The sequence below is a fragment of the Avibacterium paragallinarum genome (assembly GCF_011765605.1).
GTDB lineage: Bacteria > Pseudomonadota > Gammaproteobacteria > Enterobacterales > Pasteurellaceae > Avibacterium > Avibacterium paragallinarum.
The window spans coordinates 1,882,460-1,906,816 of sequence record NZ_CP050316.1 but is presented as its reverse complement, the minus strand read 5'-3'; the positions used below and the strand labels follow the sequence as shown (position 1 = coordinate 1,906,816).

The following is a 24,357-nucleotide window of genomic DNA, read 5'->3' as shown; positions in this document are numbered from 1 at the left end:
TTAAAGAAAAGGAAGCAAAATGGATTTCAAAACAATTTTAGAAACCTTACCAACTATCGATCACCTTGCTGGCTTAAGTGTATTTGACGGTGAAACGCAAATTCATCACATTCCCGCTATGGCAGGTAAACTTGGTTCGTTGCGAGTGTATAATGCACTGGCAGAAAAATTTAACGGAAAATTAGACCGCACTTGCGCAGAAAAAGGCTTGCAACTTTTTGCCGAACACACGCAAGATGCGAAACAATTCCCCGGCAAGCACCCAAATATTGATCTGTTATTTACGGTGATTGAACAGGGCAAGGACTATCGCTTAGTGCCAGAAGAAAAATAAGCGTTAAGTCTTGTAGAACAGGGGCTTAGCGAGTTTTTTGAAGATTTATTTTATTTAGTAAAAAATTTATCAAAAGTAACGAACTTTCTTAAAAGTCCATAGTCTAAACCTAAAAGAAAAGGATAGATTAATCGTTATAATCGATTGACCTTATTATAGATTATGTTATAAATAGCCCTAGAGTTGGGCGTAAAATAAGAAGGAATATGATGAACAAAGAGACACAAACCCTAATGTTAGTTCCTCAAGGCAGTTTAGAAGGCTATATCCGTGCTGCGAACGAATATCCTATGCTGACCGCAGAGGAAGAAAAGGAATTAGCGGAACGTTTGTATTATAAAGAAGATCTTGAGGCAGCGAAAAAACTGATTTTGTCTCATCTTCGCTTTGTGATCCACGTTGCGCGTGGCTATTCCGGTTATGGATTACCACAGGCTGATTTGATTCAAGAAGGCAATATCGGCTTAATGAAAGCGGTAAAACGCTTTAATCCCGAAGTGGGCGTACGCCTTGTTTCCTTTGCAGTGCATTGGATCAAAGCAGAAATTCACGAATATGTGCTACGCAACTGGCGTATCGTAAAAGTGGCAACAACAAAAGCACAACGTAAATTATTCTTCAACCTACGCAAAACCAAACAACGCCTAGGTTGGTTCAATGATAATGAAGTAGATATGGTGGCACAAGAGCTTGGTGTATCCAAACAAGATGTCATCGAAATGGAAAGCCGAATGACTGGCTCTGATGTGGGCTTTGATCTTTCTAACGATGATGACGATGAGGCTTACGCACCAGCGTTATACCTCGAAGACAACAGCTCAAACTTTGCCGCTGAGTTAGAAAACGAAAACTACGAAACCCAAGCCACTGACCAAATCGCCCAAGCGATGGAAAGCCTTGACGCTCGTAGTCAAGATATTATCAAAGCACGTTGGTTAGATGAAAACAAAGCCACCTTGCAAGATCTCGCGGCGAAATATAATATCTCCGCCGAACGCGTTCGCCAACTTGAAACCAACGCCTTGAAAAAACTAAAAAGTGCAGTGAGTTTTTAATATTTGCTCGTAAAATCCCCAAAAGCTAGCTGACTTTTGGGGATTTTTCATAAAAAAGACAATTAGTTAAATAATCTATGATTAGTAATAAGAATGCTCACCACGTTGGTGTTCGGTTATGTCTTTGGCACCTTTTAGCTCATTTGGAAATAAACTTACTAATTGTTTTTCTATACCATCTTTTAATGTAATATCAACCATAGAACATCCGTTACAACCGCCTCCGAATTGTAATATAGCATAGCCATCTTGTGTAAGATCTATCAATGTGATGTGTCCTCCATGTCCTGCTAATTGCGGATTAATTTGTGTTTGAATTACATATTCTAGTCTTTCAATGAGTGGTGCATCATCTGCGACTTTACGCATTTTTGCGTTAGGTGCTTTAAGAGTGAGCTGAGCTCCTAGATCTTCTGTTACGTAATCGATCTCAGCGTCCTCTAAAAAAGGTAAGCTAAGCTCATCAATAAAGGCTGAAAATGTATCATACTTCATCTCAGTATCTGTTGCCTCTACACTATTTGGAGGACAATAAGATACACCGCATTCTGCACTTGGTGTACCAGGATTTACAACGAAAATACGAATATTTGTTCCTTCTTCTTGTTGATCTAATAAACGACGAAAATGTGCTTGAGCTGCGTCAGAAATAGTAATTTTTTGCATAATTTATTCCTCAGTAATACTTGAGCTAAACTATCGGGCATAATACCTGTAGAAAAACTTTTTTTCCACTGTTTCTTTAAAGCCATTATAAGCAATCAAATTCATCTAGCAGAATAAGCCCTTGCTAATCCCCAAACTTGGATATTTTGTACGCCTAATGTTTTAAAGCACTTAGCAACTTCATTTAAAGTTGAACCAGTAGTAATGACATCATCAACTAATGCTATTGAATGATACTTTGAAGATTGAATGGATAATGCAAAGGCATCTTTTAAATTTTGTTTTCGCTCTTTTGCGTTTAATCCAAGTTGAGTAGGTGTATTCTTTATTCTTTGAATATGTTGAGGATAATATGGGATATTTAACCATTTAGCTAAGTAACTTGCAATTAAATCTGCTTGGTTATATCCTCTCATCCATTGACGTAAATGGCTCAAAGGCACCGGAAAAATAGCATCTGGGAAATTGATAAAATGTAATCTTCGAGCTTCGTATACAGAGAGTAACAATAATCTTGCTAAGGTTTTATCGAGCCAAAAGAGGTTGTGAAATTTAAATTGTTGAATTAGTTTCGATAAAGGGGGAGCATAATGACCAATTATGATCATATGATCCCAGTACGGAGGTGAATTTAAGCAATATCCGCAATACTGTACATTATTTTGGGTGGGCATTCCGCAACACCCACAATAAGTATAACGTTCAATTGCTTTGTTACATTGTGAACATATCCCATTGTTTCCCATAAATAGGTTTTTTTGGCATAGAACACAACGAAAATCGAAAAAATTCATTAAATTTTTTAACTGCACATCCTCTCTTGGCTGATCATAATAGTAAGTAAATTTTTGATAAAATAAATTTTTTCAATGTATTTTTACGATCTAGATCGCAAAATAATAAAAGTTCAAGGACAAATATTGAGCAATATTCAGACTCATCATACGTTTTTTTAGAAGATTACTCTATGTTTGATGGCATATAGTAACAGGGGGGCTTAATAAGGGATCCCTCTTAGTAAAGGCTTTTTCTCAAAAGGGGCTTGGGATGTTGGTGCGGGTATAGTGTTAAATAGCATAATGAAAGGGGCTGGAGAAATAATCGTTTCTTTTCTCCATAAACTCCCTATATTAACTAATTGAATATCTTCTGGTAGATGATGTAACTGATGCTGTAAAACCAAAATGGTATTTTTCCGTGGGTGTCCGATAACCACAGCGACGCCGTGTTTTCTAGCATAGTGAATAGCCTGTTGAAATTGGTTTTGAACATCAATAAGTTTATCGCTATTGTCTAAGAAAATATTGCGTTCTAATGTATTGACACCCTGTTGTTTAGCGATTTTGTTAGCTACAGAATGCCCAATCGTTTTACTATCTAAGAAGAATAGGTTTTGCTCTTTTAATGCAATCATTAGCTTATTCATTAAATCTTTATCGCTAGTTGCAGCACTTCCCATATGATTATTTAAACCAATCGCTGCAGAAATAATTTTTTTTGCATTTTGTATTTTTTCTTGAACGCTTTCTTGCGTCATCCCAAGTGTTAAAGCACCAGCCTCAATTTTGTGCTTTCCTAAAGGTTGCATTGGTAAATGAATGAGTACATCTCGATGTTGCTGTTTTGCAAGTTCGTTGCGTTGTTTTGCGTAAGGTGCTGAAGGAATAATTGCAACTGAAATTTCCTTCGGCATTGCATAAATAGCAGCATCTTCCTTTGAACGATATCCAATATCATCAATAATAATAGCAAGCTTAGATTGTGAAAAGCTTATGTGAGAGAAGCACAGTATAGAAAAAAGTAAGGAAATTTTAACCGCACTTTGATGTATTAATTTTTTCATTATTTTAGCCAACCTATTGGGTTTACAGGGATTCCTTTCCGACGGATTTCAAAATAAAGTCCAGAATTTGCTTGTCCTCCAGTAGCACCAACTTCCGCAATTTTTTGACCGGCACTAACAAATTCTCCTTCTTTAACTGAAATCGATTGATTATAACCATATAAACTTAAATCGTGATCGCCGTGTTTAATTATTATCATTAATCCATAGCCTTGTAACCAATTTGCTAAAATAACCCGACCATTTGCTATCGCTTTGACAGGTTTTCCTGAATCTGCTTTAATGACAATACCTTTCCATTTTAATTCTCCCATTTGAGTAGAACCAAATTGGTTTAATATTTTTCCAGTTGTTGGATATTGGTATTGTTTTTGGGGCTTCCCTAAGCCTAAATGGTTGACCTCAAGTTGTTTTTCTTTTTTAGTTGAAACATAAGGTTTTTGTTTTGCATTATTTGTATGAGGCTGATCCAGCACAAGAATTTCTCGTTCACGTTTTTCTTGCTCCTTAGTTTGTTGCTCAGCACGTTGAATTTGTAGCCGTAGAGCAGCTTCATTATTTTTTAATTCATTTAATTTATTTTGTGCTTGGGATAGCGTGATATTTAGTTTATCAAGTGTAGTTCTTCGTTCTTGCTGTATTTTTTGCAAATTTAATTGGTATTTTGTTTGTTCATTAAGGTAGTGTTGCTGTTCGTTGTATTGCTGTTGAATATCTTTCTTATGAGCGATTAAATAATGTTGTGTTTGTTTTAAATCTTTAATTAAATCAACTCTTGCTTGGTTTATATAATGATAATAACGCATTAATCTATCGGATTGCTGAGCTTTTTCAGAAAGTAGTTTATCCAAAATTGACGTATTGTGATTTAACCGATACATTTCATCAAGTTGTTTTGCTAATTTTTCTTTTTGTTCTTTTTCTTGTTGTTCTAGATTTTTTATTTGTGTATCTGTTTCAGCGATTTTTTTATTGATGATTTTAAGGTCTTCAGAGGTTTTATTTAGCTGATTAATGATATGATCAATTCTGAGTTCCTGTTCTTGTAATGTTGATTGTAATTTATTTTGTTCACGTTTTTGATCGGCTATTCTTTTTTCTTGTTGTTGAATTTGATTTTGAATATCAGATAGATCTTTACATTGAATTGTAAGTGGGCTAACACATAAAAAAGCGATAAGTATTTTTCTTAACCAAATTAGCATAAAGGAAACCCTGCTGATCTAAACTGAGGATAACTATATCATTATTTAAGTGCTTGCTTTAAGCATTTAGTGTGAATTTTTATTAAAATTTTAGTAAGAGAGAATTTTAGATAATAATAAGCACACAAATTTTGCGAAAGATCACGAAATTTGTGCATTTTACTTTTAAAACGACAAAATATTTGCTATAAACGCCAAGTATTTTTTGATTAACATTAGGAGATTTTCTATGGAATTAGTGTTTATCCGTCATGGTTTTAGTGAGTGGAATGCAAAAAATTTATTTACTGGCTGGCGTGATGTCAATTTAACAGAACGTGGTGTAGAAGAAGCCAAAGCAGCTGGAAAAAAATTATTAGATGCAGGTTATGAATTTGATATTGCATTTACTTCTGTATTAACAAGGGCGATTAAAACGTGTAATATCGTTTTGGAAGAATCTAATCAACTTTGGATTCCACAAGTTAAAAATTGGCGTTTAAATGAGCGTCATTATGGGGCGTTACAAGGTTTGGATAAAAAAGCAACGGCTGAAAAATATGGTGAGGAACAGGTACATATTTGGCGTCGTTCTTATGATACGTTGCCACCATTGCTTGATCCAAATGATCCAAATTCAGCACATAAAGATCGTCGCTATGCAAATCTTCCGCAGGATGTTGTGCCAGATGGTGAAAACTTAAAAGTTACCTTAGAACGTGTTTTACCTTTCTGGGAAGATCAAATTGCACCAGCATTATTATCAGGAAAACGCGTTTTAGTGACAGCACACGGCAATTCATTACGTGCATTAGCTAAACACATTATGGGGATTTCTGATGAAGATATTATGGATTTTGAAATTCCAACAGGTCAGCCTTTAGTATTAAAATTAGATGACAAATTAAATTTTGTTGAGAAGTTTTATCTTTAATAAAAGTTAAGGTGCGTAGTACGCACCTTTTCTATTTTCCTTTCTGTATCCAATATTTCAAAGGCAGTTTTTCTGTTTCACTTCGAATTAAAGTGTGTTCCATAAATTGACAAAAACTCGGAATATCTCTTGTTGTGGCTGGATCATCGGCGAGGATAAGCAGAATTTCGCCCTCTTGCATATGGCGAATTTGTTTCCGCACGAGCATCACGGGTTCAGGGCAGCGTAGCCCTTGGGTGTCTAATTGGTGGTGAATTTTTATTTCATTCATTGTTTATTTTTGGCTGAAGTGATTTTGTGCGTATAATACCGATCAATTAAATGTCGGTCAAAGTCAGTCTTTACTATGGAATATTTAATCCCGAAAAGTGCGGTGGTTTTTGAAGAAGAAATTAAAAAAAGCCACTTTATTACCTATTTACAGCATACGGAAGGCATTGAACAGGCGAAAGCATTTTGGCGAGAAATTAAAGAACAACACCCGAATGCTCGGCATCATTGTTGGGCAGCAGTGGCAGGAACGCCGTTTGATTCGCAATTGCTAGGCTTTTCTGATGATGGTGAACCCGCAGGCACAGCGGGGAAGCCGATGTTAAATGCCTTGCAAGGCAGCCAGATTGGGGAGATTAGTGCGGTGGTCGTTCGTTATTATGGCGGGATTTTATTGGGAACGGGCGGGCTGGTGCGTGCTTATGGTAACGGCGTTCAGCAAGCGTTGAAATTGTTAGCCACTCAGCTTAAAGTGGAGCGAGAACACGTGCTTTTAACCAGCGATTATGACCAAATCAACCTGATACAGCATTTATGCGAGCAGCAAGATGTGCTAATTGAATCGCAGGATTTTCAAGAAAAAGTGCATTTTCAATTAGCCCTTCGTCCTGATAAGCGAGCCAGCTTTGAGCGGCAACTTAGCGAGCGTTCCGCAGGGCAACTTGTGTTGCAAGAGATAAAATAAGAGAGAACATTGTGCATATATTATCCATTTTTCGTATTATCGGTATTTTAGTGATGTGCTTTTCCGCAACGATGCTCGTTCCCGCGTTTGTCGCGTTAATTTATGGCGATGGCGGCGGAAAGGCATTTTTGCAAGCGTTTTTGAGCAGTTTTTTATTTGGCACATTGCTATGGCGAGCCTGTCATCAACATAAGCAGGAACTCCGTTCGCGTGAGGGCTTTTTGATTGTGGTGGTTTTCTGGGTTTTGCTGAGCTTGCTTGCGGTGATCCCATTTTTGCTCTTTGATGAACTTTCGATGAGCTTTGCCGATGCAGTGTTTGAAGCATTTTCGGCAATTACCACGACAGGGGCAACGGTGATGTCGGGGCTGGATAATTTGCCGAAATCCATTTTGTTTTATCGCCAGTTTTTGCAATGGATCGGCGGAATGGGGTTAATCGTGTTAGTCGTTGCGGTTATCCCTATTTTGGGCATTGGCGGCACGCAGCTTTATCGCATTGAATCTTCAGGTCCATTGAAAGATCAAAAAAACCTCCCGCGTATTGCGGAAGTGGCGAAACTGTTGTGGCTACTTTATTGTTTACTTACTGTGATCAGTACGCTCGGCTATTGGTGGGCGGGAATGTCCTTTTTTGATGCCTTGTGCCATAGCTTTTCAACGGTTTCAAATGGCGGAATGTCCACGCACGACGCGAATTTAGGCTATTTTAAAGATTCAAAAATTTATTTCCTCGCTGCGATCTTTATGCTTGCCGCAGGTTGTAACTTCGGGTTGCATATTATGGCATTTACTCATTTTAAGCATCAAAGTGTATTAAAAACGTATTGGCAAGATCCTGAATTTCGCTTTTTCTGTTTAATTCAAGGGGGGTTCATTTTAATAATGTCCCTTGGGCTTTATTTATCGTATCAGGATCTTTCCTTAGTTGATGCTTTCGCACAAGGCTCGGCACAGCTATCTTCAATGTCAATGACTTCAGGTTATACCCTGTTTGACATCAACCAATTACCGCCGTTTTTAGGTATGCTGTTAGTCATCTCTGCCGTATTAGGGGGATGTGCTGGGTCCACCTCTGGTGGATTAAAAATGATCCGCGTGCTGGTTATCTGGTTACAATTTAAACGCGAGTTAAAATACCTCATTCACCCTAATCTTGTCGTTCCTATCAAGTTAGGTGATAATCTTTTATCGATCAATGTGATAGAACGCATTTGGGCATTTCTCATCGCATTTTTCCTCACCTACTGGTTGTGTGTGTTTGCCGCAATTCTATGCGGAATGGGGGCATTTGACGCAATGGGGGCGGTTTTTGCCACGCTTAGCAATGCTGGACCTGGCTTAGGCGTGGTGAGTTCAAGTTTTGCGAATGTTCCCGATAATGCAAAATATGTGTTTTCCTTTGCAATGGTCGCGGGGCGTTTAGAAATTTTCTCCCTATTAGTATTATTTAGCCCCGCATTTTGGAGAGCATAACTTTATGAAAATCTTGATTTTATATTCAAGTTACGATGGACAAAGTAAAAAAATTGCCGAAGTGCTTGGCACGGTATTACAAGCTCAAGTTGAAGCCTTAGATGACAACCTTTCCCTTGCTGAATTTGATTGCATTGTCATTGGTGCGTCTATCCGATACGGGCATTTCAATAAACGGCTCTATAAATTTATTGAAAAACATACCGCACTTTTAAATCAGAAACGCACAGCATTCTTTGGCGTCAACCTCACTGCACGTAAAGCAGGCAAAGATACGCCTGAAACTAACGTGTATGTTCGCAATTTTTTACAACGTATTCACTGGCAGCCGACGCTCTCCGCCGTATTTGCGGGAGCATTGCTATACCCTCGCTACGGCTGGTTTGACCGAATGATGATCCGCTTTATTATGAAACTCACAGGTGGTGAAACGGATACAAGCAAAGAAATTGAATATACGGATTGGAAAAAAGTCGCGGATTTTGCCTCACAAATAAGTGCGGTACAAAAAGCACCCCAAATTTAGACCGCACTTTACATTTCTTCAGCAAAAATTGGATAATAAACCCTCATGGCGTTGAGAGAATAACCAAACAACAAAAAAATGAAAAATTTTTGCAAAAAGGGGTTGCAAAGATTTTAAAGAAGCCTATAATACGCCGCACACAACGACGCGACGTTGTAAACAAGTTGAAAATACACCTCGCGTCGTTGTTTTTTGCTCTTTAACAATCAATCAGACAATCTGTGTGGGCACTTGTTGATTCTGGAAAAAATTTAAAAGATTTAGAAACAATTAGTGCTTAACTGAAATTCATAGTGATTTTAAACGAAATCACAGAGCTTTGTTAGTGTACAAATTGAGAAAGATTAAACTGAAGAGTTTGATCATGGCTCAGATTGAACGCTGGCGGCAGGCTTAACACATGCAAGTCGAACGGTAACGGGTTGAAAGCTTGCTTTCAATGCTGACGAGTGGCGGACGGGTGAGTAATGCTTGGGAATCTGGCTTATGGAGGGGGATAACCATTGGAAACGATGGCTAATACCGCGTATTATCGGGAGATGAAAGGGGGCGAAAGCACCTGCCATAAGATGAGCCCAAGTGGGATTAGGTAGTTGGTGAGGTAAAGGCTCACCAAGCCTGCGATCTCTAGCTGGTCTGAGAGGATGGCCAGCCACACTGGGACTGAGACACGGCCCAGACTCCTACGGGAGGCAGCAGTGGGGAATATTGCGCAATGGGGGGAACCCTGACGCAGCCATGCCGCGTGAATGAAGAAGGCCTTCGGGTTGTAAAGTTCTTTCGGTGGTGAGGAAGGTTGTGATGTGAATAGCATCATGATTTGACGTTAGCCACAGAAGAAGCACCGGCTAACTCCGTGCCAGCAGCCGCGGTAATACGGAGGGTGCGAGCGTTAATCGGAATAACTGGGCGTAAAGGGCACGCAGGCGGTAAATTAAGTGAGATGTGAAATCCCCGAGCTTAACTTGGGAATTGCATTTCAGACTGGTTTACTAGAGTACTTTAGGGAGGGGTAGAATTCCACGTGTAGCGGTGAAATGCGTAGAGATGTGGAGGAATACCGAAGGCGAAGGCAGCCCCTTGGGAAGCTACTGACGCTCATGTGCGAAAGCGTGGGGAGCAAACAGGATTAGATACCCTGGTAGTCCACGCTGTAAACGCTGTCGATTTGGGGATTGGGCTTTAAGCTTGGTGCCCGTAGCTAACGTGATAAATCGACCGCCTGGGGAGTACGGCCGCAAGGTTAAAACTCAAATGAATTGACGGGGGCCCGCACAAGCGGTGGAGCATGTGGTTTAATTCGATGCAACGCGAAGAACCTTACCTACTCTTGACATCCTAAGAAGAACTCAGAGATGAGTTTGTGCCTTCGGGAACTTAGAGACAGGTGCTGCATGGCTGTCGTCAGCTCGTGTTGTGAAATGTTGGGTTAAGTCCCGCAACGAGCGCAACCCTTATCCTTTGTTGCCAGCACTTCGGGTGGGAACTCAAAGGAGACTGCCAGTGATAAACTGGAGGAAGGTGGGGATGACGTCAAGTCATCATGGCCCTTACGAGTAGGGCTACACACGTGCTACAATGGTGCATACAGAGGGAAGCGAGCCTGCGAGGGGGAGCGAATCTCAGAAAGTGCATCTAAGTCCGGATTGGAGTCTGCAACTCGACTCCATGAAGTCGGAATCGCTAGTAATCGCGAATCAGAATGTCGCGGTGAATACGTTCCCGGGCCTTGTACACACCGCCCGTCACACCATGGGAGTGGGTTGTACCAGAAGTAGATAGCTTAACCTTCGGGAGGGCGTTTACCACGGTATGATTCATGACTGGGGTGAAGTCGTAACAAGGTAACCGTAGGGGAACCTGCGGTTGGATCACCTCCTTACCTAATAGAATAGATGAGTGCTCACACAGATTGTCGTGATGGTTGTTAGACAATAAGAAGCAAAGAAAGGAATGGTGATGGTGTTGAAGAAACTAGCGATATGAAAAAATGGCTTAAAATCATACCGCACTTTAATAAAGCAGAGAGACGCTTTCTATGTTGTCCCCTTCGTCTAGAGGCCTAGGACATCGCCCTTTCACGGCGGTAACAGGGGTTCGAATCCCCTAGGGGACGCCATAGAAAGCGAATTTTTCGCGATTTGCTCTTTAACAATGTAAAAACAAGCTGAAAACTGAAGAGACTTTCAAGCTAATGAGGGAGTGGTGATAGTGATAGAGCCATTTTCTTATTAAATTGAAGAAGTCTGAGTAAAAGACTTACTTGAACAAAAGCAAGTAAGCGTTCTCAACGAGAGAACAACTTCGGGGAAAAATCCTTGAGGTTGTATAGTTAAGTGAGAAAGCGTACAGGGCGGATGCCTTGGCAATCAGAGGCGAAGAAGGACGTGCTAATCTGCGAAAAGCGTGGGTGAGTTGATAAGAAGCGTTTAACCCACGATGTCCGAATGGGGAAACCCGATAGGCGAAGAGCCTATCATTGCGAGGTGAATAAAATAGCCTCGTAAGGCGAACCGGGAGAACTGAAACATCTAAGTACCCCGAGGAAAAGAAATCAACCGAGATTCTGTGAGTAGCGGCGAGCGAAAGCGGAGGAGCCAGTAAGTAATAGCAGCAGAGATAGAGGAATTGTCTGGGAAGGCAAGCGACACAGGGTGATAGCCCCGTACTTAAAATCCAGGCTGTGGTACTAAGCTTACGAGAAGTAGGGCGGGACACGAGGAATCCTGTCTGAAGATGGGGGGACCATCCTCCAAGGCTAAATACTCCTGATTGACCGATAGTGAACCAGTACTGTGAAGGAAAGGCGAAAAGAACCCCGGTGAGGGGAGTGAAATAGAACCTGAAACCCTGTACGTACAAGCAGTGGGAGCCCCATCACTCAAACACATTGAGTGTTGGAAGAGGCAAAAGCACCAAAAATAACACCGCACTTTAAAGTGCAGGGTAAGACGAGCAAAGCGAGTCAAACCCAAAAATAGCAGTGTGATTGAGTGATGGGGTGACTGCGTACCTTTTGTATAATGGGTCAGCGACTTATATTTTGTAGCGAGGTTAACTGAATAAGGGAGCCGAAGGGAAACCGAGTCTTAACTGGGCGAAGAGTTGCAAGGTATAGACCCGAAACCCGGTGATCTAGCCATGGGCAGGTTGAAGGTTGGGTAACACTAACTGGAGGACCGAACCGACTAATGTTGAAAAATTAGCGGATGACCTGTGGCTGGGGGTGAAAGGCCAATCAAACCGGGAGATAGCTGGTTCTCCCCGAAATCTATTTAGGTAGAGCCTTGTGTGAATACCTTTGGGGGTAGAGCACTGTTTCGGCTAGGGGCCCATCCCGGGTTACCAAACCGATGCAAACTCCGAATACCAAAGAGTAATGCACAGGAGACACACGGCGGGTGCTAACGTCCGTCGTGGAGAGGGAAACAACCCAGACCGCCAGCTAAGGTCCCAAAATCTATATTAAGTGGGAAACGAAGTGGGAAGGCTTAGACAGCTAGGATGTTGGCTTAGAAGCAGCCACCATTTAAAGAAAGCGTAATAGCTCACTAGTCGAGTCGGCCTGCGCGGAAGATGTAACGGGGCTAAAATATAGTACCGAAGCTGCGGCATCAGGCGTATCACTAATACGCCTTAACGATTAACCACTTGCGAAGCAAGTGGGTAAAGCGAAAAACACGTTGAGTGTAATGGCAAAGAATCGAAGAGGGATATTAGTGATACGTCTGTTGGGTAGGGGAGCGTTGTGTAAGCGGAAGAAGGTGATTTGAGAAGATTGCTGGACGTATCACAAGTGCGAATGCTGACATAAGTAACGATAAAACGGGTGAAAAACCCGTTCGCCGGAAGACCAAGGGTTCCTGTCCAACGTTAATCGGGGCAGGGTGAGTCGGCCCCTAAGGCGAGGCTGAAAAGCGTAGTCGATGGGAAACGGGTTAATATTCCCGTACTTGGTAAAGCTGCGATGTGGGGACGGAGAAGGTTAGGTTATCGACCTGTTGGATATGGTCGTTTAAGTTGGTAGGTGGGTGAGTTAGGTAAATCCGGCTCACCGTTAACACTGAGAGATGATGACGAGGCACTAAGGTGCTGAAGTAACTGATACCACACTTCCAGGAAAAGCCACTAAGCTTCAGGCTTTACTAAACCGTACTGAAAACCGACACAGGTGGTCAGGTAGAGAATACTCAGGCGCTTGAGAGAACTCGGGTGAAGGAACTAGGCAAAATAGCACCGTAACTTCGGGAGAAGGTGCGCCGGCGTAGATTGTAGTGACTTGCTCACGAAGGTTGAACCGGTCGAAGATACCAGCTGGCTGCAACTGTTTATTAAAAACACAGCACTCTGCAAACACGAAAGTGGACGTATAGGGTGTGATGCCTGCCCGGTGCTGGAAGGTTAATTGATGGTGTAATCGAAAGAGAAGCTCCTGATCGAAGCCCCAGTAAACGGCGGCCGTAACTATAACGGTCCTAAGGTAGCGAAATTCCTTGTCGGGTAAGTTCCGACCTGCACGAATGGCATAATGATGGCCAGGCTGTCTCCACCCGAGACTCAGTGAAATTGAAATCGCCGTGAAGATGCGGTGTACCCGCGGCTAGACGGAAAGACCCCGTGAACCTTTACTATAGCTTGACACTGAACCTTGAATTTTGATGTGTAGGATAGGTGGGAGACTATGAAGCGGTAACGCCAGTTATCGTGGAGTCGTTGTTGAAATACCACCCTTTAACGTTTGATGTTCTAACGAAGTGCCTGAAACGGGTACTCGGACAGTGTCTGGTGGGTAGTTTGACTGGGGCGGTCTCCTCCCAAAGTGTAACGGAGGAGCACGAAGGTTTGCTAATGACGGTCGGACATCGTCAGGTTAGTGCAATGGTATAAGCAAGCTTAACTGCGAGACAGACAAGTCGAGCAGGTGCGAAAGCAGGTCATAGTGATCCGGTGGTTCTGAATGGAAGGGCCATCGCTCAACGGATAAAAGGTACTCCGGGGATAACAGGCTGATACCGCCCAAGAGTTCATATCGACGGCGGTGTTTGGCACCTCGATGTCGGCTCATCACATCCTGGGGCTGAAGTAGGTCCCAAGGGTATGGCTGTTCGCCATTTAAAGTGGTACGCGAGCTGGGTTTAGAACGTCGTGAGACAGTTCGGTCCCTATCTGCCGTGGGCGTTGGAGAATTGAGAGGGGCTGCTCCTAGTACGAGAGGACCGGAGTGGACGCATCACTGGTGTACCAGTTGTCTCGCCAGAGGCATTGCTGGGTAGCTAAATGCGGAAGAGATAAGTGCTGAAAGCATCTAAGCACGAAACTTGCCTTGAGATGAGTTCTCCCAGTCTATAAGACTGTAAGGGTTGTTGGAGACTACGACGTAGATAGGCTGGGTGTGTAAGCGGTGTGAGCCGTTGAGCTAACCAGTACTAATTGCCCGAGAGGCTTAACTATACAACGCTCAAGGGTTTTGGCTTGTTTTTGATTGTAAAGGAAGAGTAAAAATAAAAACACTTAGTAGGATAACGCACTAGAAATGATAGAAGTTATCGACTAAGAGAAAGAACATAAAGAAAGATAAAGCATATAAAGAATTATCTTGGCGGCGAAAGTGCAGTGGACCCACCTAATCCATGCCGAACTTAGAAGTGAAACGCTGTAACGCCGATGGTAGTGTGGGAATTTCCCATGTGAGAGTAGGACACCGCCAGGTTTTATTTTGTTAATTTATTTTTGTTTAAGTAAATTAACAAAATAAAATTTTTTGGCAGCTATAGTGTAGCGGACCCACCTAATTCCATGCCGAACTTAGAAGTGAAACGCTATAACGCCGATGGTAGTGTGGGGAATCCCCATGTGAGAGTAGGTCACTGCCAATTATCAATTTTGCGGAGCGGTAGTTCAGCTGGTTAGAATACCTGCCTGTCACGCAGGGGGTCGCGGGTTCGAGTCCCGTCCGTTCCGCCACTTCATTTAGGGGCGTAGTTCAATTGGTAGAGCACCGGTCTCCAAAACCGGGTGTTGGGAGTTCGAGCCTCTCCGCCCCTGCCATATAAATTCTTTGTTCTATCTTATATAAAAGTTTTGTATATAGACATTAGATAATGCTTAAACTATGGCATTATTTCTAGAAGAAATAATGCAGTATTATTATAATTTTTGTACAGTTTTAGTATAAACTCCATTGATTAAATAACTTCAAAAAACTAAATGGAATATCATTGATCTGCACCCCAAAAGTTGGACTAAACAACCAATTGATTAAGGTGCAGATTTTTTATGACTAAATATACTCAACGTTTCAAACAACAAGTGCTCGACTTTTATCATCAAAATGGAAAAAAACGTTCGCTTACTCGCCAGTATTTTCAGCTTCCCCAAAGCACGTTAGCACGTTGGATTGCGAAATTTAATCATAATGGAATCAATGGATTAGCTGTGTTAGGTAAAAAACGATATTATTCTGTTGAGTTTAAATTAAAGGTTATTCAAGCTATCAAAAAAGGCCAGTGCTCCGCTGAAGCCGCCTGCTTTCGCTTTGATATCCCCAGTTCAGGGATAATTAGTCAATGGTTGCAACGCTTTGAAAAACAAGGTATAGATGGGTTATTACTCAAACCTAAAGGTCGTCCAAGTATGAAACTCAACTCACCTAAAATGCCACCAACGCCCAAAACAGAAGAAGAACGCTTGCGTTACCGAATTTTGGAATTAGAAGCGGAGAATGCAATGCTAAAAAAGTTGCAGGAACTCAACCAACAAAAAATGCAGAAAAAGCCGTCATCGTAAATGCCTTACGCTCGCGTTTCCCGTTGGAATTGTTACTCAGGCTAATCGGATTGGCACGCAGTTCGTTCTTTTATCATCTCAAGCCAAAGTCGGATAAAAATGTAGCGATTTCACAGAAAATAGAGGAAATTTATCGCAAAAATGACGAAAATTATGGTTATCGTCGAATTACCTTGGAATTAAGGAAATACTTGATTATCAACCACAAAAGGGTGCAAGCGATAATGCAACGTTTGGGGTTAAAAGGAAAAAGTAAGCAGAAAAAATATCGTTTTTACCAAGGCAAAGTGTATTTATCGCCGATTAAAGACTTGTTTAATAACGAAATTATTGCTTATGATGTGGCGAGAAGTCCGAATTTTGAGCAGATAACCAGAATGTTGACCCAGGCGGTGAACCGATTAGCGGGGGAAAAACCGATACTGCATTCCGACCAAGGATGGCAGTATCAAATGATGGGTTATCGGGAGATATTGAAAAAACACGGTATTACGCAAAGTATGTCAAGAAAAGGCAATTGCCTTGATAATGGTGCGATGGAAAGCTTTTTCGGGCGATTGAAGACGGAATGTTACTTTGGCAAGCGGTTTGAAACCTTTGAACAGCTTGAAAAAGTGATTCACGAGTACATTCATTACTACAACAATGAGCGTATTCAAGTGAAGCTCAAAGGACTAAGCCCTGTGGAATACAGAACTCAGTCCTTGAATTAAATTAGAATATAGTCTAACTTTTTGGGGGCAGATCACCTTATGGTGAACCCGTTATTTTGCTAGCGGCAGTAGCACTCTCATCAATCGTGATTGGGAATACGGAAGGTGCAAGTAAACTCGTTAAGGTATCTCAAGCATTGAGCGGTTATCAATCAGGTACGACTTGGTTAATTTTTACCGCCTTTACACTAAGTTCGGCTTTTGTTATCACCGGTTTAGGAAAACGCATTGCTTATCATCTTATTGGCTGGTTAGGAAACACCACATTGCGTTTAGGCTACGTTACTATGTTTCTGGATTTATTACTTTCACCGGCAACACCATCAAACACGGCTCGTGCTGGAGGAATTATTTTCCCGATTATTAATAGCGTTGCCGTTGCTCTAGGTTCCACGCCTAACGAAAGCCCAAAACGTGCGGGCGTTTCCTCTTAATGAATGTATATATGGTTGTAAAATCAACAAGTTATATCTTCTTAACAGCAATGGCACCAAATGCGTTAGCCCTTTCTTTGATGGCACCGATTTTAGGTTTTAAAATGGATTGGCTGCAATGGTTCTTAGCCACTTCTATTCCTGGATTGCTATGTTTATTTTTAATTCCTTTAGTTTGTTATTTCACCGCCCCACCGGAATTAAAGCAAGTGGATAATAAAGCAATCGCAGACAAAGGATTAGCAGAACTAGGGCCAATCACCTTTGGTGCCGGTTATAATGATATTAAATCTTGGTGGATCGCTGGTGCTATTGTCGCCTTCGGAAGCCTAATCATTCATTGTACTATTGGAGTCGCTTGGTGGAATTTCTTGTTAAATCTAGGTTGGCTATAATTGCGTCATAACGCATTAAAGATTATCTCATCGAAAGGTTTGGCATTAATAGCCAAACCTTTTTAGTTATTTCACTTACCATTGCAATATTACATTTCTCATACAATAAAAAGTGTTATGTCAGGTGGGGTAGCCGAGAAAGATAAAATTCCGCTAGGGCAAGATCTTCAGGACGAGTGATTTTTATATTATCGCTTCTTGCGGGGATAAGCTGAGGGCGGAACCCCATTAATTCCATTGCAGAGGCTTCATCTGTGATGGTGAAATCGTTGGCTAAGGCTTGTTGTAAGGCGTGTTTTAGTGTTTGAGTTGGGAAAAATTGAGGCGTTTGAGCAAGCCAAAGTTGTGAGCGATCTTCAGTTTGTTGAATTTGTAAGCTTGAATTTGCACGTTTAATGGTATCAACCACAGGAATGGCTAAAATTGCCCCATTGATGTCGTTGATTTGTAATAATTTATCGAGATCTTGATGAGTAAGACAAGGGCGTGCTGCATCGTGTACCATAACCCAAGTGTTTGCGTTGTTTTTAATTTGTTGTAAGCCATTTAGCACAGATTCCGCTCGTGTTTTTCCCCCTTCAACAAGCTGAATTTTTGAATGATTGAGTAAGTTGATTTCCGCTAAATAAGGATCACTGGAGGTTACCGCCACAATAATTTGGCTAATGGCAGGGTAGTGAATTAGCACTTCAAGGGTATGCTCAAGAATGGTTTTTCCCTGAATTTTTAAATATTGCTTCGGTTTATCCGCCTGCATACGGCTACCAATACCCGCTGCTGGGACAACTGCAATAATTTCACGGAGTGAATGTTTCATTATTTATGCTCTTTACTTATGTTCTTTTACAATGCGATAAAAGATTTCGTTATTTTTTACCATCTCGTGTTGTAATCTGGCTCGTTCTTCAATAGCATTCACTCCTTCTTTAAGATCTTTAATTTCTGCCGCAATGATTTGATTACGCTGGGAAAGTTTTTCACTTTCTTGTTGGTGAAGAGCGATTTCTTTTTCTATATTTTTATAATCGAAGTAACCATTTTTTCCAAGCCAAAAATCATATTGGAACAGCAGGACAAAGCCTATCAGAATAAAAATTAGTAAACGCATAAATTTTCTCGTCAATTGAACGTAGCGATAGTTTACCTTGAAATGAGTAACATTTGTAGTATAGTCGTTTGATTTCAAAATAATACTGCGTTACTTCGCCTTGCCGTACTAGTTGTACTGTCTGCGGCTTGTTGCCTTGTCTCATTTTGAACTTAAACGACTATAAATGGATATTTTTAAGTGCGGTGTAATTTTGGTTAATTTTTATGAAAAAAGCCTCGTCTGTGATCTGACGAGGCTTTAGGTTATGTTTATCGGTACATTTTATTCAACAACCAGTTTTTTTCCGTCATAACTCATTGTTTGAACTGCGGTGAGTGCTTTCCCTCCTTGACCTTCACCACCGATTAATAGCACTTTGTTATCATAGCTGATACTCACCCCATAACCAATCGGCTCTGGTAAGTTACCAATGATTTTCCAAGTGCCTTTCTTGGCATTGAGTGCGTAAATATCACTATGCCAAGTTTTTTTCAACCCACCAGTGCGATGTGCATCGGTGATACCATTTTGATAATTTGCTCGCGCGCCTGGGAAGTTTGCCCCACCGGTTATGATATAGTTACCGTAGGTGTAGCCCCCCATTGCACCTGCAATACCTTCTTGTTGTTTTTGCCCTTTCGGTGTTGGTAAATCACCTAATTTTTTCCAAGTAACTCCATTTTTACCGATTGTACCAAGTTCCGTGGTTTGGGTTCGCAATCCTGCTTTTACTTCTCCGTTTACAACAAGAAGTTTGTTATCCTTAATTGCCACAGCTGCCCCTGCTCGTCCTGAGTACGGGAAAATGCCTTCGTTACGCCACGTGTTGGTGGCTGGCTCATAGCTGACAATTTCTGGTGAGAAGAAGAAATCCTGTACGCGTAAATTGAAATAAGGATCAAAAATGGCTTTTTCTTTGTCTTTATCGCCACCTGCGGCTGCGATGTCTTGGAAAAGTCCGTTCCAAATTTCTTGGTTAATTCCGCCTACAAAATAAATTTTACCGTTCGTTTCTGCCACACTTGCACCCACAGCTGAACGTGGTGAGCGAGTTTGCAATTTTGTCCAAGAGTTTGTTTCTGGATCATAGCGATAAGCATCATTGATGACTTGATTTTTCGCCACATCAGTATCTTGGAAACCGCCAAACACATAGAGCTTACCATCTACGCCAGCAGAAACTGGTTGATTACGTTTTCCACCTGGGAAAGCAGGCAATTCTTGCCATTTAGCATCTTTCTCTTTTAAATTAAGAGAATAGAATTTATCTCCACCCGTTCCTAAACCTACATAAACGGTATCGCCAATTAATGCCCCTGTTCCGCTTTTAATCCCTACAGGCAGATCAGGATATTGGCTTGCTTGTGCAGCAAATGCTGTCATTGCAATGGCAGCAAATAATGCACTGTGTAATGCTGTTTTTTTCATATTGACCTCTTGTCGTTAAGGTTATTGCTTAATAGATTGAGCAAGCAAACCGCTTATTTAGCTAACTCAGAGATTTCTTCTACAGCTTGTTTTCCAACTTCACCATTCTTTTTCAAGTATTCATCGTAGTATGGTTGTAATGCCGCTTTAAACGGAGCAAGATCAGGTTTTGTTACGGTTACGCCTTTTTCTTGGAAGAAAGCGATTAACTCATTTTCACCGTCCACAAATAATTTTGTGTGATAATCTGCGGCTTTTAGCGCAGCTTCTTTCACCACAGCTTTCAAATCATCTGGCAACTCATCAAGGGTTTCATTACTGATAACGTAAAGTTGGTCATTTAAAATGTGGTTGGTTAACGCTAAGTATTTTTGCACTTCATAGAATTTTTGTGCTTGAATGGTTGGTAATGGGTTTTCTTGGCCATCTACCGCATTGGTTTGTAACGCAAGATACACTTCAGAGAACGCCATTGGTGTTGGGGTTGCACCGACATATTTCGCGAAAGCAAGGTTAGTCGCCGCATTTGGCACACGAAGTTTCAAGCCTTTCATATCCGCAATGCTGTTAATTGGGCGGTTTGAGGTGGTTTGGCGAGTCCCGTTATAACCGATAGAAAGCACGCTCACGCCTAACTCTTTATTGATTTTAGCGAATAAGTTTTTACCAAAGTTGGTTTCTAACACGGCTTTTTTCGCCACATCAAAATCTTTTAACATATAAGGCAGTGCAAACACTTCCGCTTCTGGATAGAAAATTTGGAAACGGGCAGATTCTGCAAGGGTGAAGTCTAATGCACCGTCTTTAAGTTGTTTTAACATTACGCGGTCATCACCAAGTTGAGCGCTTGGGAAAATTGCAACTTCAATTTTACCTTGAGATTTGTCTTTCACTTCTTTTGCGAAGAATTCAACGGCTTTGTATTCATTAGAGCTTGTACCAGCAACCATACCAAATTTTAAGTTATAGTCTGCGGCAAATACCGAGCTAGATAGACCTAAACATAATGTAGCAAGAGCAAGTTTGTTTAATTTCATTGCAATTCTCCTTTCATTGATTTGCAGAGTAAATAGAATATAACGCCCAAAAGGGGGAATATTGAGATTTGGAGGATAATCTCTGTGCAAAGCAATGGTATTCCCCTAATATTTATATGATAAATGAAGTAATATTTCATTACTGAGAGTTATATCACAGAATTGAAAAAAGGGCGGAAAAACTTTTAGAAAAGGATTTGGCTGTTTAATTCAGTACTATTAGAGATATGTAAGTGTATTTTTTGAAAAAATACTCCAATTTTAAAGAATTATTCTAAAATCAAAGTGCGGTATTTTTTTCTGAGATTTTAAGGAATCAAAGTGTAATTGGCTTATGAAAGGGCTGAATTTAGAAAGCAGCCCTTATATTTAATGCTTTGGTAACTAGAAACTACACCCAATATTTATCAATTTCCGCTCGAATGGCTTGGGCGGTGGCTTTGCCTTTTTCACCAACTAAAGCCCGTCCTGCGATAAAGGCTTTGGCGTTTTTGATGTCTTTGAATAAATGAATATCCTCAGGCACGATACCGCCGGTAATGGAAAGTTGTAATCCTAAGGCTTCAAGGGCTTTCATTTTTTCAATGTCTTCCTCTGTCCAACCTTTACCAGCTAATTCGGCATCTCGGGAGCGGTGGTAAATGGCTTGAGTTACGCCGAGTTCAACCCATTGCTTCGCGTCGTCTAATGTCCAGTTGCCGTAGATTTCAATTTGAATTTCTTTTTTCACTTTGAGATCAGGGTGAGTAGCATTAAATTCGTCCGCCACTTTTTTACACGCCGCTTTGGTAGCAGGGTGAGCGGCGGCGGAAACGGTGAGCCAATCTGCCCCTGCTTCGTAAGACATTTTGGCTAAAATCGCACCACCATCGGTGGTTTTTAAATCACACACTAAAATATGATTCGGGTGTAAGGCTCGCAAGGTGCTGACGGCTTTCATCCCCTCCGCACAAGCGAGGATTGTACCCACTTCGATAATATCCACTAATTCTTCCGCTTGTTTGGCATCTGCCACGGCTTTTTCTAGGGAAAGGGAATCTAAGGCGATTTGTAATAAAGGTTTAGACATAGTATTTCCTCTCTAATTTATTGATTATTCAAGGCAGCATCAATCACGGCATAGATTTCTTCGGCGGATTGACAACGGCGAATTTTTTCTAAATCAACGCCTGTGAGGCTGTTTGGATCAGAATCTTCCAGCACTTGGGTGATTTCCATAATGCCTTGCATATGTTGATCGGAATCGCTACCCGCGAGGGTGATTAGTACCGAAACGGGTTCTTCTTCACTTTCAAACGCTACGGGCGTAGTGAGAGTTACAAGGGCAAAGGCGGTGCGGTTCACCCCCTCTTCTGGGCGAGCGTGTGGCATTGCCAGCCCTGGAGCGAGGATAATATAAGGCCCCATTTCTTTGACCATTGAGACAATCGCATTATAATAACGAGGTTCAATAGCCCCTGATTCTACCAGCATATCCGTGCCGATTTTAATCGCCTCTTCCCAGTTTTTGGCGGTTTGGTTGAGCTTGACTGAACGATTTTCGATTAAAGATTCTTTTAGCATAGGCATTTCCTTTAAAAAACATTATTGAAATCATACCGCACTTTTAAAAGTGCGGTCAGTTTTTCGCTTATTTTTGTTGATATTTCTCAATTAAAGCTTGGAGTTCATCGCTAAAGGAATTTGGATTTAGCATATTTTGCACACCAAGCACCGCAACGCGTTCACCGCCGTTGATTTCATCGGCAAGGTGTTTGGAGCAGACGATAATATCCACGCCATCAAGTTTGCCTTTGTAATCGGTAACGGCACAAGAATCCATAATATTTGGGATTCCGCGTTTGTCTAAATAACCTTTAATTTTCATTTTCATCATCATTGATGAGCCTTGTCCTGAGCCACACACCGCCAAGATTCGCACCGGTTTTTCACCCATTGCACTGTTGGCTTGGGTTTCTGCTACAAGCTCTTGTTCGACTTCATCATTGCCATAGCCGTCCATTTGTTCAAGGGTTTTCCCTGCGGCAGCCGCGGCGGCTTCGTCTGCACGTAATTGGCGTGAGGCGAAGAACATATACACAAGAGCGAGGGCGAGAATGACAAAGAAGAAGCCCGGCACGCTCACGATACCTTGTAAAATCGGTGGGAAGAATAACGCCCAGTCTGCCATTCCCATCCAGCCGTTAAATTCTGCTCCTTGGGTGGCTAACAGATGGATGACCCAGGCTGATCCCATAACTTCGATGATCCCCATCACGAAACAGATTTTCATTACCGCTTTCCAACCGCCAAATTGGTTAGCAAAAACGCCGATGGTGGCATTGGAGAAGAACATTGGGATAAAGCCTGGGATAATCAAAATTGGTGAATGGAAGCCTAACAGTAAGCCCACTGCAACGAATTGACCGATCGCTCCCCAAATAAAGCCGAACACCATTGCGTTTGGTGAGAAAGCGTAAATCGCTGCACAGTCAATGGCGAGAACAGAATTTGGGATCAAGCGTTCGGAAATCCCTTTGAAGGCTTCGGAAAGCTCTGCCACGAACATACGCACGCCCGTTACGATAATTTGGATCGCTACGGCAAATTTTAACCCCATTTCAAGAATATACATTGACCAATGAGTTTTGCCTGCCATTGCTTGTAAATTGTCTAAGCCGAAGGAGAGCAAAATAATGCCGAAGAAAACCGTCATTACCAAGGCGGTGGCGGATACGCTATCGTGGAAAATATGTAGCCATTTTGGCAATTTCATATGATCTACGCTATCGGTTTTATCGCCGAGTTTTGGCGCTAATTTTGTCGCAATCCAAGAGGCGATTTGTTGTTGGTGTCCGATGGAGAATCCCGCCCCGCCCGTTACCGCTTGGGTTGGTTTGTACATAATATTAGAAGAGATCCCCCAATATAATGCCATTAACACGGAGGTGTAGATCACGGTTTCCCACATTGACGCACCGATGATCATATAGAAAACGGCAACCAAGCCTGCTTGCTGGAACATAATATGCCCTGTGAGCATAATGGTGCGAATCCCTGTGAAACGGCGGAATACCACCAACAGGATATTTAAGAATAACGCCCCAATTACCGCGTAGCCTACCCAGCCGTAGTTATCTGCCATTGTTTGAATGGTGGCTTGCATACTGGTGTAAGGATCAATCACTGCCCCTGTGAGATTATGATATTTTGAAAGCCCAGCAATCACTGGTTTGAAGTTGGTGACCAAAAAGCCCGCTCCCGCTTGCACGATCATAAAGCCGACAATGGTTTTGATCGTGCCTTTGATGACGGTTGTGGTGTCTTTTCTCAATAGGATATAACCCAAACACGCCACAATCCCGAGTAGGAAAGGGGCTTTGGATAAAACTTGGGTATTAAAAATCCCGAAATAGTGCATTATGGTTTCCATATATTTACCACCTTATCGCATTTTACATTAATCAAAAGGCTTACTTTCGCAAGCTAACCTAGTTCGTATCATACGCAATAAAAATCAAAT

General features: G+C 41.6%; 20 protein-coding genes, 3 tRNA genes, 4 rRNA genes and 1 pseudogene. 16 read left to right on the top strand and 12 right to left on the bottom strand.

Annotated elements, in window-relative coordinates:
* Positions 1 to 19: 19 nt before the first annotated feature.
* Both HBL79_RS09220 and rpoH read left to right on the top strand, forming a co-directional pair.
* The gene (locus HBL79_RS09220; RefSeq protein ID WP_035686061.1) at positions 20 to 334 is read left to right on the top strand and encodes a DUF2322 family protein; all 315 of its coding nucleotides are present in this window, start codon (positions 20 to 22) and stop codon (positions 332 to 334) included.
* 209 nt (positions 335 to 543) lie between these two features.
* Positions 544 to 1,389: an RNA polymerase sigma factor RpoH gene (rpoH, locus tag HBL79_RS09215; RefSeq protein WP_017806367.1), complete on the top strand. Its 846-nt coding sequence runs from the start codon at positions 544 to 546 to the stop codon at positions 1,387 to 1,389.
* Between the two features lie 81 nt (positions 1,390 to 1,470).
* Here rpoH and nfuA read toward each other — a convergent pair whose 3' ends face one another.
* The 4 genes from nfuA to envC all read right to left on the bottom strand — a co-directional run bounded on the left by nfuA (position 1,471) and on the right by envC (position 5,103).
* Positions 1,471 to 2,055, bottom strand: a complete 585-nt coding sequence (gene nfuA, locus HBL79_RS09210; RefSeq protein WP_017806368.1) for a Fe-S biogenesis protein NfuA — start codon at positions 2,053 to 2,055, stop codon at positions 1,471 to 1,473.
* A 101-nt stretch (positions 2,056 to 2,156) separates the two neighbouring features.
* Positions 2,157 to 2,849 carry a DNA utilization protein GntX gene (locus HBL79_RS09205; RefSeq protein WP_035686058.1) on the bottom strand — a complete coding sequence of 231 codons (693 nt, stop codon included), beginning with the start codon at positions 2,847 to 2,849 and terminating at the stop codon, positions 2,157 to 2,159.
* A gap of 203 nt (positions 2,850 to 3,052) precedes the next feature.
* Positions 3,053 to 3,898: a divergent polysaccharide deacetylase family protein gene (locus HBL79_RS09200; RefSeq protein ID WP_035686056.1), complete on the bottom strand. Its 846-nt coding sequence runs from the start codon at positions 3,896 to 3,898 to the stop codon at positions 3,053 to 3,055.
* Positions 3,898 to 5,103: a murein hydrolase activator EnvC gene (gene envC, locus HBL79_RS09195; protein WP_046097222.1), complete on the bottom strand. Its 1,206-nt coding sequence runs from the start codon at positions 5,101 to 5,103 to the stop codon at positions 3,898 to 3,900. Before envC ends, HBL79_RS09200 begins: the two co-directional genes overlap by 1 nt.
* Positions 5,104 to 5,332: 229 nt before the next feature.
* Here envC and HBL79_RS09190 point away from each other — a divergent pair, with 229 nt between their 5' ends.
* Positions 5,333 to 6,016: a 2,3-diphosphoglycerate-dependent phosphoglycerate mutase gene (locus HBL79_RS09190; protein ID WP_035686053.1), complete on the top strand. Its 684-nt coding sequence runs from the start codon at positions 5,333 to 5,335 to the stop codon at positions 6,014 to 6,016.
* 31 nt (positions 6,017 to 6,047) lie between these two features.
* On the opposite strand, the gene tusA is transcribed toward HBL79_RS09190, so the two are convergent.
* Positions 6,048 to 6,287, bottom strand: a complete 240-nt coding sequence (gene tusA, locus HBL79_RS09185; RefSeq protein ID WP_017806373.1) for a sulfurtransferase TusA — start codon at positions 6,285 to 6,287, stop codon at positions 6,048 to 6,050.
* Positions 6,288 to 6,362: 75 nt separating this feature from the next.
* Here tusA and HBL79_RS09180 point away from each other — a divergent pair, with 75 nt between their 5' ends.
* The 13 genes and pseudogenes from HBL79_RS09180 to HBL79_RS12625 all read left to right on the top strand — a co-directional run bounded on the left by HBL79_RS09180 (position 6,363) and on the right by HBL79_RS12625 (position 17,300).
* The gene (locus tag HBL79_RS09180) at positions 6,363 to 6,971 is read left to right on the top strand and encodes a YigZ family protein (RefSeq protein ID WP_035686050.1); all 609 of its coding nucleotides are present in this window, start codon (positions 6,363 to 6,365) and stop codon (positions 6,969 to 6,971) included.
* Positions 6,972 to 6,982: 11 nt separating this feature from the next.
* Positions 6,983 to 8,446, top strand: coding sequence for a TrkH family potassium uptake protein (locus HBL79_RS09175; RefSeq protein WP_035686046.1), 1,464 nt, complete (start codon positions 6,983 to 6,985; stop codon positions 8,444 to 8,446).
* A 4-nt stretch (positions 8,447 to 8,450) separates the two neighbouring features.
* The gene (gene hemG, locus HBL79_RS09170) at positions 8,451 to 8,972 is read left to right on the top strand and encodes a menaquinone-dependent protoporphyrinogen IX dehydrogenase (RefSeq protein ID WP_035686043.1); all 522 of its coding nucleotides are present in this window, start codon (positions 8,451 to 8,453) and stop codon (positions 8,970 to 8,972) included.
* Between the two features lie 346 nt (positions 8,973 to 9,318).
* Positions 9,319 to 10,854: ribosomal RNA gene (locus HBL79_RS09165) — 16S ribosomal RNA — on the top strand.
* Positions 10,855 to 11,015: 161 nt separating this feature from the next.
* Positions 11,016 to 11,091: transfer RNA gene (locus tag HBL79_RS09160), tRNA-Glu, on the top strand.
* Between the two features lie 211 nt (positions 11,092 to 11,302).
* Positions 11,303 to 14,423 (top strand): 23S ribosomal RNA (locus HBL79_RS09155).
* A gap of 144 nt (positions 14,424 to 14,567) precedes the next feature.
* A 5S ribosomal RNA gene (gene rrf / locus HBL79_RS09150) occupies positions 14,568 to 14,682 on the top strand.
* 50 nt (positions 14,683 to 14,732) lie between these two features.
* A 5S ribosomal RNA gene (gene rrf, locus HBL79_RS09145) occupies positions 14,733 to 14,848 on the top strand.
* Together the 16S, 23S and 5S rRNA genes with 3 tRNA genes alongside form the textbook arrangement of a ribosomal RNA operon.
* An 11-nt stretch (positions 14,849 to 14,859) precedes the next feature.
* Positions 14,860 to 14,936, top strand: a tRNA-Asp gene (locus tag HBL79_RS09140).
* 8 nt (positions 14,937 to 14,944) lie between these two features.
* Positions 14,945 to 15,020, top strand: a tRNA-Trp gene (locus HBL79_RS09135).
* Between the two features lie 228 nt (positions 15,021 to 15,248).
* Positions 15,249 to 16,471, top strand: a protein-coding gene (locus tag HBL79_RS09130) for an IS3 family transposase (protein ID WP_124994884.1) whose coding sequence is annotated in 2 segments (ribosomal slippage) — positions 15,249 to 15,699 and positions 15,699 to 16,471 — 1,224 coding nt in all. Because the reading frame shifts where the segments join, the coding sequence is not laid out codon by codon here.
* Between the two features lie 35 nt (positions 16,472 to 16,506).
* Positions 16,507 to 17,171 (top strand): annotated as a pseudogene (locus HBL79_RS09125) (DASS family sodium-coupled anion symporter); the annotation flags it as partial.
* A complete protein-coding gene (locus tag HBL79_RS12625) occupies positions 17,163 to 17,300 on the top strand; it encodes an anion permease (RefSeq protein ID WP_437340176.1) in 138 nt (45 codons plus the stop codon). The pseudogene HBL79_RS09125 and the gene HBL79_RS12625, both read left to right, overlap by 9 nt.
* Before the next feature lie 115 nt (positions 17,301 to 17,415).
* Here the strand turns inward: HBL79_RS12625 and ispD are convergent, their stop codons facing one another.
* The 7 genes from ispD to HBL79_RS09090 all read right to left on the bottom strand — a co-directional run bounded on the left by ispD (position 17,416) and on the right by HBL79_RS09090 (position 24,267).
* Positions 17,416 to 18,117, bottom strand: a complete 702-nt coding sequence (gene ispD, locus HBL79_RS09120; protein WP_035688409.1) for a 2-C-methyl-D-erythritol 4-phosphate cytidylyltransferase — start codon at positions 18,115 to 18,117, stop codon at positions 17,416 to 17,418.
* A gap of 12 nt (positions 18,118 to 18,129) precedes the next feature.
* Positions 18,130 to 18,408, bottom strand: coding sequence for a cell division protein FtsB (ftsB, locus tag HBL79_RS09115; RefSeq protein WP_035688410.1), 279 nt, complete (start codon positions 18,406 to 18,408; stop codon positions 18,130 to 18,132).
* Positions 18,409 to 18,672: 264 nt separating this feature from the next.
* Complete coding sequence (locus tag HBL79_RS09110; RefSeq protein ID WP_035688413.1) at positions 18,673 to 19,818, bottom strand: N-acetylneuraminate epimerase; 1,146 nt, start codon at positions 19,816 to 19,818, stop codon at positions 18,673 to 18,675.
* Positions 19,819 to 19,871: 53 nt separating this feature from the next.
* On the bottom strand, positions 19,872 to 20,855 hold the full coding sequence (locus HBL79_RS09105) for a sialic acid TRAP transporter substrate-binding protein SiaP (protein ID WP_035688415.1): 984 nt from the start codon (positions 20,853 to 20,855) through the stop codon (positions 19,872 to 19,874).
* Between the two features lie 391 nt (positions 20,856 to 21,246).
* Complete coding sequence (locus tag HBL79_RS09100; RefSeq protein ID WP_046097512.1) at positions 21,247 to 21,924, bottom strand: 3-keto-L-gulonate-6-phosphate decarboxylase UlaD; 678 nt, start codon at positions 21,922 to 21,924, stop codon at positions 21,247 to 21,249.
* A gap of 17 nt (positions 21,925 to 21,941) precedes the next feature.
* On the bottom strand, positions 21,942 to 22,418 hold the full coding sequence (locus HBL79_RS09095; protein ID WP_035688419.1) for a PTS sugar transporter subunit IIA: 477 nt from the start codon (positions 22,416 to 22,418) through the stop codon (positions 21,942 to 21,944).
* Positions 22,419 to 22,485: 67 nt separating this feature from the next.
* Positions 22,486 to 24,267 carry a PTS ascorbate-specific subunit IIBC gene (locus HBL79_RS09090; protein ID WP_046097511.1) on the bottom strand — a complete coding sequence of 594 codons (1,782 nt, stop codon included), beginning with the start codon at positions 24,265 to 24,267 and terminating at the stop codon, positions 22,486 to 22,488.
* Positions 24,268 to 24,357: the final 90 nt, after the last annotated feature.

Excerpts from the sequence above, each read along its gene's own strand:
- HBL79_RS09220 (WP_035686061.1), top strand. The coding sequence starts at position 20 with ATGGATTTCAAAACAATTTTAGAAACCTTACCAACTATCGATCACCTT.
- rpoH (WP_017806367.1), top strand. The coding sequence starts at position 544 with ATGAACAAAGAGACACAAACCCTAATGTTAGTTCCTCAAGGCAGTTTA.
- nfuA (WP_017806368.1), bottom strand. The coding sequence starts at position 2,055 with ATGCAAAAAATTACTATTTCTGACGCAGCTCAAGCACATTTTCGTCGT.
- HBL79_RS09205 (WP_035686058.1), bottom strand. The coding sequence starts at position 2,849 with ATGAATTTTTTCGATTTTCGTTGTGTTCTATGCCAAAAAAACCTATTT.
- HBL79_RS09200 (WP_035686056.1), bottom strand. The coding sequence starts at position 3,898 with ATGAAAAAATTAATACATCAAAGTGCGGTTAAAATTTCCTTACTTTTT.
- envC (WP_046097222.1), bottom strand. The coding sequence starts at position 5,103 with ATGCTAATTTGGTTAAGAAAAATACTTATCGCTTTTTTATGTGTTAGC.
- HBL79_RS09190 (WP_035686053.1), top strand. The coding sequence starts at position 5,333 with ATGGAATTAGTGTTTATCCGTCATGGTTTTAGTGAGTGGAATGCAAAA.
- tusA (WP_017806373.1), bottom strand. The coding sequence starts at position 6,287 with ATGAATGAAATAAAAATTCACCACCAATTAGACACCCAAGGGCTACGC.
- HBL79_RS09180 (WP_035686050.1), top strand. The coding sequence starts at position 6,363 with ATGGAATATTTAATCCCGAAAAGTGCGGTGGTTTTTGAAGAAGAAATT.
- hemG (WP_035686043.1), top strand. The coding sequence starts at position 8,451 with ATGAAAATCTTGATTTTATATTCAAGTTACGATGGACAAAGTAAAAAA.
- ispD (WP_035688409.1), bottom strand. The coding sequence starts at position 18,117 with ATGAAACATTCACTCCGTGAAATTATTGCAGTTGTCCCAGCAGCGGGT.
- ftsB (WP_035688410.1), bottom strand. The coding sequence starts at position 18,408 with ATGCGTTTACTAATTTTTATTCTGATAGGCTTTGTCCTGCTGTTCCAA.
- HBL79_RS09110 (WP_035688413.1), bottom strand. The coding sequence starts at position 19,818 with ATGAAAAAAACAGCATTACACAGTGCATTATTTGCTGCCATTGCAATG.
- HBL79_RS09105 (WP_035688415.1), bottom strand. The coding sequence starts at position 20,855 with ATGAAATTAAACAAACTTGCTCTTGCTACATTATGTTTAGGTCTATCT.
- HBL79_RS09100 (WP_046097512.1), bottom strand. The coding sequence starts at position 21,924 with ATGTCTAAACCTTTATTACAAATCGCCTTAGATTCCCTTTCCCTAGAA.
- HBL79_RS09095 (WP_035688419.1), bottom strand. The coding sequence starts at position 22,418 with ATGCTAAAAGAATCTTTAATCGAAAATCGTTCAGTCAAGCTCAACCAA.
- HBL79_RS09090 (WP_046097511.1), bottom strand. The coding sequence starts at position 24,267 with ATGGAAACCATAATGCACTATTTCGGGATTTTTAATACCCAAGTTTTA.